Here is a 10,432-nt window from a genome sequence, read left to right on the forward strand (position 1 = left end):
GTAGAATTAAAAATATATCGAAATGAAAAGATACTTTTTAAACTTGGGACTTGGAGCACTAGCCTTTGCTGCTGTTGTTTCATGTAAAAATGGAGAAGAACGTGAAGTTGATGACGTTGCACCGGTTGGTGAGATCGAAGCGACTTCAGATAATATTTCCGGTCAGCAGGTTTCCGGTCAGGAAACTAAAGAACTTGAGAATACTCAGTTGGTGCCTTCCGGCACTTACACCGGGGAAGCAATTATAGTCGATTCTCAACAGAAGGAGGTTTATGTAAGGCTAAACGACACCACTACAATTGAACTGTATTTCTCGAACGATACTCAAATCATGAGAAACGGTGAGCAGGTTCAGTTTGATGCCCTACAGCAAGGGCAAACTTTGGAGGTTGAGGTTGAAAGAAGCGGAGAATCTCTTAAGCCAAAGAGAGTTTCCATAAAATAAGAGTCTTAGAATTCTTCAAAAAGCAAAATGAAAATCCGCAGTGAGAGCTGCGGATTTTTTTATTGTTTATCCTGTTTTAAAATTGAACAGTCACTTCATTAGAACAGGAGGAGGTTCCCGATCCACATATCTTATATGTAAGAGTACCACTACCTTTCATATCTGTGAAATCCCAGTAATATCCCGAATTAGGTATTTTTTTGTAAAAAGTGCCATTCCGGAAAATATCGATCTCCTGTTCAGGAACAGAAGACCAGGTGAGCAAAGTTCGCCATTTCCCTTTCTCTTTAGATCCTTCGGCCGTGAGTTCATATTCTGCAGTGGGTGGTTCCTGGTCTCCTACAGTTATACTCTTTGTATGACTGCTACTACTTCCTCCATTGTCGGTGACAATTAATTTAACTGAATAACTTCCCGCTTCATTGAAGGAATGAAATGGGTTTTGTTCTGATGAAAAGGTATTATCTCCAAAGTCCCAATCCCAGGCCACTATTGATCCATCCGGATCGCTGCTGGTGTCGGTAAATTGGACATCAAGGACATTAATTGAGTAATTAAATCCTGCAGAAGGTGATGCATTTACGGGCTCGGTACCGCCGTCTCCAAATATTAGCGTTATCTCCTCAGAACAATTGTCATAGCCCACCTCACATATTTGAAGGATATAAGTGGCATTTCTGCCTTTATCCCGAAGTCTTATTTGCTGTTCTCCATCGTTATAATGTTCTGTAAAATGCACTACCCCGTCTTCAATAATCCGAATGCTATGTGCTTCTGTGAGATTCCAGGTGAGATTGGCAACATAGTTTGACCTAACTTTTTCTCCTGTGGCCTGGAACATAAGATCTGGCGGAGTTGGCGGAACAAATTCTACAGGCTCCCATAGACTGTAAAGCAGGTTATTTGGCCCCGAGGGAACATTTGAAATTAAGTTGGGCGTTGTATTTTCGACTATTGCCGAATGTACCTGGGCAGGGGTCGAGGTTGGATTAACTTCCAGGAAGAGAGCAACAACTCCCGCTACGTGGGGAGCTGACATCGAAGTACCATTGTACAATTTATAGGAAACATCATCCTCGTTTGATGCAGAAGAAATAGAAACGCCAGGCGCATACAGGTCGAGGCAGGTTCCATAGCTTGAGAAACTGGCTCTGTTGTTATCGATATCACTAGCACCTACTGTTATAGCTTCTGTTACTCTTGCAGGACTGTTTTTGCATGCGTCATCATTGCTATTTCCAGCCGAGATAGTAAAATTTAAACCTGCGGCTATAGCGTTGCTCACAGCTGCATCTGTTGCAACCTGATTTTCCGGATCATCAGTGAAACCAAGACTCATGTTGACTACTGCAGGATACGCAGCGTTAGCGGTTATCCAATCTATAGCAGCAACATATCTTGAGCGAGGTGTAGCTCCTGTACAGCCAAAAACTCTTACGGAAACTAGATTAACATTTTTTGCGACTCCCACAGTATTACCTCCTACCGTTCCTGCAACGTGTGTACCATGACCCATGCAATCCTCCCCCGGTTCCTGCTCCGGATCAGTATTTTCCGGATCATCTTGAAGGACAAAGTCATATCCCAGACTAGCTCTTCCACCAAATTCATTATGAGAATATCTAATACCCGAGTCGATAATATACGCCGTCACTCCTGTTCCCGATGCCGTAAAGGCATAGGCTCTATTTAACAGACTTTCCCGCTGGTCAATTTTATCAAGACCCCAAACCGGGTATTGTTGAACAGCGACTTCACCAGAAGGATAGATGTATGAATCCGGTTCAATATTTTCCACACGAGGATCTTTTCGCAGTTTTTCAACTTGTTTATCTGTTAGTTTTGCAGCAAACCCGGTAAGAACATGGCTGTACTTTCTGCTAATATTAGCTTCCGGCATCTGTCCCACTTCTTTTGAAAGGGCTTCAAGAGCTGCAAGAGCCTGTGGATTTTCCTTGCCCGGGAGAGTAGAGAGCACTACAATGTAGTGACCTTCTATTATATCATTTTTTTCTGCTTTTGGTGTCGAAAGGTCATATGTTATATCCTCCGCTTCCAACAACGGATCCTTAGAACATGATAGAATAAGGCACAGGCTTAAAACAAATAAAGCTCCAAAACAAAAATGTGAGATCACTGAATCTTTCATAATTATTAATTTAAGTTGTGTTAGGTGTAAAATCGTAGGGAGGAAATTCAGAGAAACCATTATTACCTGCTAACCTGCGAAAAGTGCTTCTCGTCGACTTTTCTTTATAATAAATTAATTATCAGATATTTAGGTTATCTTTAAAAGATAAAACTATACAATTTCTATTTTGTAACATTGGAGATTTCGGACATTCCCTAAAAGTCCTGTAAAGATCTTCAACTCTGTCTGGTTTGCTGAATGTTGACAAATGATTGAACTCTTTTCTGAGGAAATAGACCTGGAGGTACCGGCCAAACTGCGGGGTCTTGTACTGGCGTTTATTCTTGGAGAAACCGGTAAGATTATTCAGGAGAGGATTCCAATGTACCCCACTGGTCTTCCATTGTTGGTAAATCTTTTCGGAAGTATTCCGCTCGTAACAGTTAACGGAAAAAAAATTCAAATCACATCACGTATTCTTCTCACCGGCCAGATCTGTGGTGCCGAGATCCATTCTTACTTCGACGGTTTTTACAAACAGTTGGGAATAGTTCTTTATCCATCTGCTCCTTATTATCTTTTTCATAAAGGCGGTGAGGACTTAATAAACAATTTAACGCCTTTTGGGGAAATTTCTCCCATAAATTCTGCGATGTTAAATAAAAATTTAACCGTGGAAAAATTGTCTAAGACAGAGCGGCTCGGAAAACTTGTAGATCACCTGGAGCTTTTAGAGGAGAATCGTTTGCCTCGCATAGAATGGTTGGAAGAATCCTTATCCCAAATATTCAAAGAGAATGGAAAAATTGATCAGAAAGATCTTCTGGAAAATTCAGGTGTAGGTTCCCGACATTTTAGAAGGATTTTTAAAAAGGTAATTGGAGTGTCACCCAAGTACTTTTGTAAGGTGATACAAATGAACACTGCCTTTGAAGCCATCAACAATTCAGATCCTGTAGAGTTACATCATATTGCACTCGATTGTGGTTATTATGATCAATCCCATTTTATTAATGATTTCCGGAATATGTTTGGATCGAGTCCTGAAAAATTTCTCAACGGTAAACATGCCTATATCAAGAATTTTATGGGAAGAAGGGGAACCTGAATATTCCGGGAGTAGCTATTAAATTCTTTTCTATTCTAACCCGGGGAAAAAACATTAAAAACTGAATTGAATTATAATGTTAAACTAAAATTAATCCATCCTTTTTAATTCACATCTCCTACTGTTACGAAGGTTTTTATTTCCCGTGTTTTTTCCCTGACCGGGACTTATATAAGATTTAGGAAAAATTTATCAACGCCTGAAGCTTTTTTGAAGAGCTATATATTATCTTAAGTAAAGGAGTTTAATGAATTTCGAAAAAAATGGAAAAACTGAACGACCCATTCAGAAATATTATTGTCATTGGTGCATCTGCAGGCGGAATTCCTGCTGTGAATAATCTTCTTTCCGGTTTTACATCCGAAATGGATGTTGCTGTTATAGTTGTAATTCACGTTTCACGAAATCAAACAGTAAGCACATAGCCAGTAGCTTCCAAAGAAATTCTACTCTCACTGCTCAAGTTGCAGAAAAAGGGATGACTATTCAAAAAGGTCATTTATATGTTGCTCCTCCCGAGCATCAGCTAATGGTTAAAAATAATAGAATTCTTCTCACTACCGGGCCGCATGAAAATAAGTACCGTCCCTCCATTGATGTTCTTTTTCGTTCTGCCGCAGTTCATTACCGTAACCGGGCGATCGGCATAATTTTGTCAGATTATTTGAGGATGGTACTTCGGGGATGCATACTATAAAGAAGTGTGGGGGAATCTGTATAATTCAGGATCCGGCGGAGGCCCAGTTTTCAGACATGCCCAGAAGCGTGCTTAATAAGATTGAGGTAGATCACAAGGCTAATCTCGATGAGATGCCTTCAATAATTAAAGAAATATTAGGGCAACCCCTTCCACCGGAAATACCGGTCCCCAGGGAAATTAGCATCGAAGCTGAATTAACAGAAAAAATGATGACAGATATTAATCAAATAAAGAAAATTGCAGATCACACAGATTTTACCTGTCCCGATTGCGGAGGTGGACTGTGGGCTATTAAAAATGATCCTGTACACCGCTATAGATGTCATACGGGACATGTCTATACAGAGAATAAACTACACGACCTGCAGGATGGGAACATTGAGGAGTCTCTTTGGGTGAGTATTCGCATGCTGGAGGAAAAAGAAAATCTTCTTCTTTTGATGGCGAAGCGTGAAGGTGAAGACGAGCAAACGGGAATCTCCTCTTTTCACCAGGAAAGGGTGGATGTTATTAGAAAACACATAGACCGTTTAAGATCTTTGTTGTCTGCTTTAAATGAAGACCTGCACCGAAATTTACCTCCTGCCGGTTGACCTGCTTTTTGTACCAGTATATCTCAGGTACTTTTCCTTGTTTTGTTGTTAAGTGCCTTTTCAAGTGTCCGGAGTAGATCATTTATTTCGAAAGGTTTGGAAATGAAACCATCGGCACCTGCATTTTTGCAGGTTTGGCTCACTCCTGTTAGTGCAGTCATCATAATAATAGGAATATCTGAAATTTCTTTATCATCCTTCAATTCTGCACAAATTTCTGTACCGTCTACTCCTGAAAGCCGCACGTCCAAAAGAATAATATCGGCATTATATTTTTGTATATTCTTTTTTGCCTGCAAAGGTTTATCGGAGACGACAGCCTTATAATCACTAAACTCCAGCAGTGTTTTTAACATTTCACCAATTCCGGGATCGTCATCAATAATTAGAACATTAGCCTTTGCATTTTTCATATCAGTTCTTTATTGCATTTGGTAAGGTAAAAGTGAAGACAGAGCCTTTTCCAAAATTACTTTTCACTAAAATTTTTCCTCCGTGTCGCTCCACGATTTCCTGGGCCAGGAACAACCCTATTCCCAAGCCGGCATAGGTTTCTTCGCTTTTTCCTTCAACACGGTGAAAACGCTTGAAAATTTCCTTTTGATCCTTTTCGCTTATTCCAATTCCCTGATCTGTCACACTCACAGCAGCTACTTTTTCCTCAATCTCAAAGATCTTTACTTTAACGGTTCTGCTTTCCGGAGAATATTTAATGGCATTCGTGACAAGATTAATGATTACCTGGCCAATTCTATCTTTATCTGCCTCCACCCGAAAGTTTGCTTCCTCTTTAATTTCGATTTTATGGACAATTTCTGTTCGGTTAATATCTTGAATAGTTTCCTTCACAAGATCGTTTAAATTCAGGTTTGTCTTCTTAAGGTCCAGTTTATTTTCCTCAATTCTGGAGAGGTCCAGAATTTCAGAAATTAACCGGGTTAATCTACTTACCTGTTCATTGATGCGATAAAGTGAAGGTTCAATGGGGAGTTGATTTAAATCCTGTTGTTTTTGCTGCAGTAAGCTAAGAAGTAGCTGCACGTAACCTTTAATTGAAGTTATAGGAGTTTTGAGTTCATGGCTTACCAATTGCAAAAATCCTTCTTTCCGCTTCTCTTCTTCCTTAAACTTTTCGATCTCTGTAGTTGCCCCAATCCAATTTTTTATTTTTCCTTCTTCATCTTTAATAGCAATTGCACGGGTACTATGCCATCTGTAATCTCCTTTTTTATCCCGGAGCCTCATTTCCATCTCCAGTTCTACACCGGTTTCGGCACTCTTTTTCCATTTTGTTATAGTTTCAGGAAGGTCATCAGGATGGACCAGTTCTAACCAGCCCCTTTCCAGTAATTCTTCATGACTCCAGCCGGTGTAGTCGAGCCAGTTCTTATTATAGTAAGTAACTTCTCCCTCTGCATTCGCATTGGTGACCTTCTCGGGGATAAGCTCTGTAAATTGCCTGAATTGTTCACTGCTCTTTATCAGCGTTTTTTCTGCCTGTTTATGGGTTTCAATATTGGTATTGGTTCCAAACCATTTCATGATCTCTCCATCTGAACCAAACAGCGGGAGCGCTTTTGCCAGAAACCAGTTGTAGTTACCCTCTGCGTCCATTAATCTATACTCTATTGAAAAAGGATCTCCGCTTTTAAGACATTCTTCCCAGTGTTCTTTCACACCTCTTTTATCATCAGAATGGACAAAATCAAGCCACTTATCTATTTCAGAATCAGTATTGGCAGACCCGGTATAGCTTTTCCATCTGGAATTGTAGAATTCGGGTTTTCCCTTAGCATTGGTGATCCAGATCAATTGTGGGATCGTCTCAACCAAAAGTCTGAACCTGAATTCACTTTTTTCAAGAGATTTCTCGGCCATTCTTTTATCGGTGATGTCTCCAAAAACCAGTAAGACCAGTTTTTCTCCGCCTTCTTCTCTTACCACTTCCCTGGCATTGATGAGCATTGTGCGTTCCCCTACAACAGGAAATTCCTGGGTGATCTCGTAGTTTGATATGGGAATTTTTTCCTGGAGGACCTGCTTTAGTAGTTTCTCAAGTTCGGGCAGGTCCCAGTCCCTGTTACCAAGGCTTAAGAGAGATTTATTCTCAACTGCAGCTTCAGATGTTCTAAAGGTCCTGTAGAATACTTTGTTGGCTGATTTGATCCTGAGACTACTATCAAGCACAAGCCATGGTTCTCTTACTGTTTCCAGGATGTCAACTGCAAAATTCTTCGCCGTTGTAAGATTTCTGTTCATGCTTAGCAGCTCCTGATTAAGGCTGGTAAGTTCCTCGTTGGTGCTTTGCAGTTCTTCTTTACTTGTTTCCAGTTCCTCGTTGAGGGTTTGGAGCTCTTCGCTTCCGCTCTGTAGCTCCTCATTGGCACTTTGCAACTCCTCGTTAGTAGCTTCCTGGTCTTCGGTAATGCTGCGCATGTCCTCCCGTGCCTGTGCGAGTTCTCTTTCAAGCTGAAGAATTAGCCGGTCTTTTTCATCTGCACTACTTTCTCCCGAATATGTTTTTCTTTCTATGTGCCTTAACTGCGGCATGTTTGGCTGCGCCTCAGGATCGTGAAATAATACTAAATGGTAAGGCTCTGCAAGGCCTGTCATGGGTATTGCTTCTATAGACAATGAACGCTGCTCTCCTCCTTCCTGTATTGGGATATTCTCACGAATTATAGATTCTCCCTGTTTTTTCGCATGATGGATTATGCTTCTCAGTTCAAAGGCCAGACCGGGTTTGGCCATTTTCATAAGGTTCAAATCAGGTTTCCCTGCCTGTGGTTCAAGATATGAACCTGTACGGCCGCGAAAATGTACAATATCCATAGCCTCATCGACGACTACCCCTGCAGGTGTATAACGGTTTAAGATGATTTCATCTGCTGTACGCTGAAAGTCTGTTCGGGCATTTTCTGCCTTTACCGGCCGGCTATAATTCCGGATACTTTCTTCCCTGCGCTGTCCCGCAACCTGAATAAATTTTCCGGGGCGGTTCTTTGGTGTGAAAATTCTGTGATTTTTTTCTTCCGAATTAAAGAGATCGGGCGCATTTCCGGTTGTCTCAGATTTCCCCAGCAATAAATATCCCCACTTTTGAAGGGCATAATGAAAGGTCGTAAGTGCCTTTTTTTGCAGGTAAGGCTGAAGGTATATGAGCACATTACGGCAGGAAATGATGTCCATTTTTCCGAATGGCGGATCCTTTAGAAAATTATGATATGAAAAGATGCACATCTCGCGCACCTCCTTGTTGATCTGGTAATCATTATCACGTCGACCAAAGAAGCGTTCCAGGCGCAAAGGACCAATGTCTTCAACTTCGGCCTTCCTGTAGATTCCACTACGTGCCTTTTTTATTGCAGGTTCATTAATGTCGGTGCCAAAGATCTGCACGTTGACATCAACATTATTTTCTTCTATGTATTCCAGTAGACATATAGCTATACTATATACTTCCTGACCTGTACTGCAGCCAGCCACCCAAATCCTCACAGAATCTTGCCCGCTTTTGTTTTTAAAGATTTCAGGAAAAATTGAGCTGGAAATCCTGGCAAAAATCTCTTCATCTCTGAAAAAACTCGTGACCGGGATCAAAAGATCCTGCTGTAGAATGTCCTGCTCGAGATGGTTTTCCCGTAGATGTTGCAGGTATTCTGCAGGGTTTTTTTTATTACTGAGGGCCATTCTGCGTAAGATCCTTCGACGAATGGTACTTTGCTTGTAGTATGTAAAGTCTATCCCTCTTCTAATTCGAAGTAATGCCAGGATCTGCTTATAAATATCTGCGTTCTCTGTTTCCAGTTTCTTTTCACCACCGTCTACTCCCAGGAAGCTTTCTGTCACTTCTAAGATTTTTTGGGGAATTTCCCTGGGAGGAAGAATAAAGTCCACCACTCCTTCATCTATGGCCGAATGTGGCATCGAAGCATATTCTGCTGTATCTTCACTTTGAGCAAAGGTGATCCCTCCATTTTCTTTAATTGCCTTAAAGCCCGCTGTACCATCAGCTCCATTCCCGGTAAGAATAACACCAATAGAATGAGCCTGGTAAACTTCTGCAAGCGATTTGAAGAACAGATCTATGGGAAGATTTACTGATCCATCCTTTTTTTCGGGTCGGGGACTGAGTTTAAGTTTGCCGTCATAAGACATCAGCATTCTATTGCTCGGAATAACATAAATATGATTAGCTTCGACCGAAAGATCGTCAGATATTTCAAAAACAGGTATTTCCGAACATTTTTGAAGCAGCTCAGGCAGCAGGCTTTCATGATTGGGATCCAGGTGTTGAACAAGTACATAGGCCATTCCTGAATTATCCGGAATTGCCTGAATGAATTCCTTAAATGCAGCCAGACCTCCCGCCGATGCGCCTACTCCAACCACCGGAAATGGATTGGCAGATTTTTTCAATTCACTTAATAAACTTTCTTTATCTGCAGGCATTATTTAATTCCAAATATTAAGGGCGTGAGGAGAAATCCACGGAAATTTGCAGGGGGAGAAATGCGTGAATTCTTCAGATATGAAATATAGAACTTTAAAGCTTGTTTAGAAATTTTTTTAAAGAATTTTTTATAAAGAACAAGAGTCAGGAAAAAATCTGAACTCAACGGCCGGAACATTCGAGAGATGAGAATGAAATACATCGTGGCCCGGGAAGAATCCCGAGAGTAGGAGATTTTTGTTAAGATTTTTGACAAAATATTCTCCCCCCTCAAGTAGTTTAGAAATGTCTGTGGTCGGCACTAGCAGGCGGGTTAAGCAACTCCTTCTTTTAAATGGAATACAATATTTGAAGAATACTGTTTTTCCAGTTAGTCTTAAGCCGCTGTTCAAAAAAAGTCAGCACCTATCTCTGCCAACCTTAATTTCCGGTACGGAGAAGCCTTGGAATATATGAACCAGAAGAGCTTTCCTGCTTCGTCCTTATATGCATAAAAATCCCTGTTATAGGTTTAGGCTTCAAAATTCTTTGCCTTATTGATGGTATCTTCTATGCTTTGGAGAAAGCTGTCTACTTCAAAGGGTTTGGCAATAAAATTACTTGCTCCGGCAGCAATACAAGTTTCTCTGGCCCCATCAAGTCCCGACATCATTAGTATTGGAGTACTTGAAATTGATTCTGTATTTCTTACTTCACTACAGATTTCTGTTCCGTCGATACCACTTAATAATTTATCCATTATGACAAGGTCAAATTCATCTTCCAAAAGATATTCAACAGTTTGTCTGGGTGATCGTAACAGCTCTACTTTATAACCATGCATTTCCAGCTGATCATTAAGAATGAGGCCTAGATGATAATCGTCCTCAACCAGTAAAATTTTATACATCTTCTTTATTTTAGTATGAATTTTAAATACTGTACCTCTTTAAAATATGCTTTGTTAATTCTCAATTTCTGTTCTCGTGAATTTTTAAAACCTTCTTCAATGGCCAAAAATAG

8 protein-coding genes and 1 pseudogene are annotated in these 10,432 nt (G+C 40.6%); 5 read left to right on the forward strand and 4 right to left on the reverse strand.

Annotation, left to right across the window (positions count from 1 at the left end):
- The first annotated feature begins 22 nt into the window (after nt 1–22).
- The gene (locus tag G564_RS20005; protein WP_156879258.1) at nt 23–445 is read left to right on the forward strand and encodes a hypothetical protein; all 423 of its coding nucleotides are present in this window, start codon (nt 23–25) and stop codon (nt 443–445) included.
- 76 nt (nt 446–521) lie between these two features.
- Here the strand turns inward: G564_RS20005 and G564_RS20010 are convergent, their stop codons facing one another.
- Nucleotides 522–2,594: a S8 family serine peptidase gene (locus G564_RS20010; protein ID WP_051205511.1), complete on the reverse strand. Its 2,073-nt coding sequence runs from the start codon at nt 2,592–2,594 to the stop codon at nt 522–524.
- Nucleotides 2,595–2,844: 250 nt separating this feature from the next.
- On the opposite strand from G564_RS20010, the gene G564_RS0114490 reads away from it, so the two are divergent.
- The 4 genes and pseudogenes from G564_RS0114490 to G564_RS20805 form a co-directional block, all read left to right on the forward strand.
- Nucleotides 2,845–3,684 carry a helix-turn-helix domain-containing protein gene (locus G564_RS0114490; protein ID WP_029038292.1) on the forward strand — a complete coding sequence of 280 codons (840 nt, stop codon included), beginning with the start codon at nt 2,845–2,847 and terminating at the stop codon, nt 3,682–3,684.
- 263 nt (nt 3,685–3,947) lie between these two features.
- Nucleotides 3,948–4,109 (forward strand): chemotaxis protein CheB, encoded by a 162-nt coding sequence (locus G564_RS20800; protein WP_156879259.1) that lies wholly within the window; start codon nt 3,948–3,950, stop codon nt 4,107–4,109.
- Nucleotides 4,106–4,381 (forward strand): chemotaxis protein CheB, encoded by a 276-nt coding sequence (locus tag G564_RS20905; protein WP_394330247.1) that lies wholly within the window; start codon nt 4,106–4,108, stop codon nt 4,379–4,381. Before G564_RS20800 ends, G564_RS20905 begins: the two co-directional genes overlap by 4 nt.
- Nucleotides 4,363–4,977 (forward strand): annotated as a pseudogene (locus G564_RS20805) (chemotaxis protein CheB); the annotation flags it as partial. The gene G564_RS20905 and the pseudogene G564_RS20805, both read left to right, overlap by 19 nt.
- A gap of 23 nt (nt 4,978–5,000) precedes the next feature.
- Here G564_RS20805 and G564_RS0114505 read toward each other — a convergent pair.
- The 3 genes from G564_RS0114505 to G564_RS0114520 all read right to left on the reverse strand — a co-directional run bounded on the left by G564_RS0114505 (nt 5,001) and on the right by G564_RS0114520 (nt 10,319).
- Nucleotides 5,001–5,390, reverse strand: a complete 390-nt coding sequence (locus G564_RS0114505) for a response regulator (RefSeq protein WP_029038294.1) — start codon at nt 5,388–5,390, stop codon at nt 5,001–5,003.
- 1 nt (nt 5,391) lies between these two features.
- Complete coding sequence (locus G564_RS0114510; RefSeq protein ID WP_029038295.1) at nt 5,392–9,429, reverse strand: chemotaxis protein CheB; 4,038 nt, start codon at nt 9,427–9,429, stop codon at nt 5,392–5,394.
- Nucleotides 9,430–9,941: 512 nt separating this feature from the next.
- Nucleotides 9,942–10,319 (reverse strand): response regulator, encoded by a 378-nt coding sequence (locus G564_RS0114520; RefSeq protein WP_029038297.1) that lies wholly within the window; start codon nt 10,317–10,319, stop codon nt 9,942–9,944.
- Nucleotides 10,320–10,432 lie beyond the last annotated feature (113 nt).

This window comes from Salinimicrobium xinjiangense DSM 19287 (assembly GCF_000423585.1).
In the GTDB taxonomy this organism is placed as follows: Bacteria; Bacteroidota; Bacteroidia; order Flavobacteriales; family Flavobacteriaceae; genus Salinimicrobium; species Salinimicrobium xinjiangense.